This window comes from Bacillus tequilensis KCTC 13622, from assembly GCF_000507145.1.
Taxonomy (GTDB): domain Bacteria; phylum Bacillota; class Bacilli; order Bacillales; family Bacillaceae; genus Bacillus; species Bacillus tequilensis.
In genome coordinates this window covers 1-336 of the sequence record NZ_AYTO01000020.1, presented here as the reverse complement: position 1 = coordinate 336, position 336 = coordinate 1, and the positions used below count along the sequence as shown (strand labels likewise).

2 tRNA genes are annotated in these 336 nt (G+C 48.2%); both read right to left on the bottom strand.

From position 1 onward, the window contains the following. Positions 1-102: 102 nt before the first annotated feature. Positions 103-185: transfer RNA gene (locus V756_RS0107740), tRNA-Leu, on the bottom strand. A gap of 5 nt (positions 186-190) precedes the next feature. After that, positions 191-266 (bottom strand) — tRNA-Lys (locus tag V756_RS0107735). Between the last annotated feature and the right edge of the window lie 70 nt (positions 267-336).

Below are 336 nucleotides of genomic sequence, written 5' to 3'. Positions count from 1 at the left end.
GGGATTCGAACCCGCGACCCCCACCTTGGCAAGGTGGTGTTCTACCACTGAACTACTTCCGCAGACAGGAAATCCAGTTTTTACAACTGTTATCCTATATAATGCGGGTGAAGGGACTTGAACCCCCACGTCATAAAGACACTAGATCCTAAGTCTAGCGCGTCTGCCAATTCCGCCACACCCGCGTAAATGGTGAGCCATGAAGGACTCGAACCTTCGACCCTCTGATTAAAAGTCAGATGCTCTACCAACTGAGCTAATGGCTCTTTTTAAAAGAGACTTGAGTATTATACCATATAAAAGTGGTGCCGGCAAGAGGACTTGAACCCCCAACCT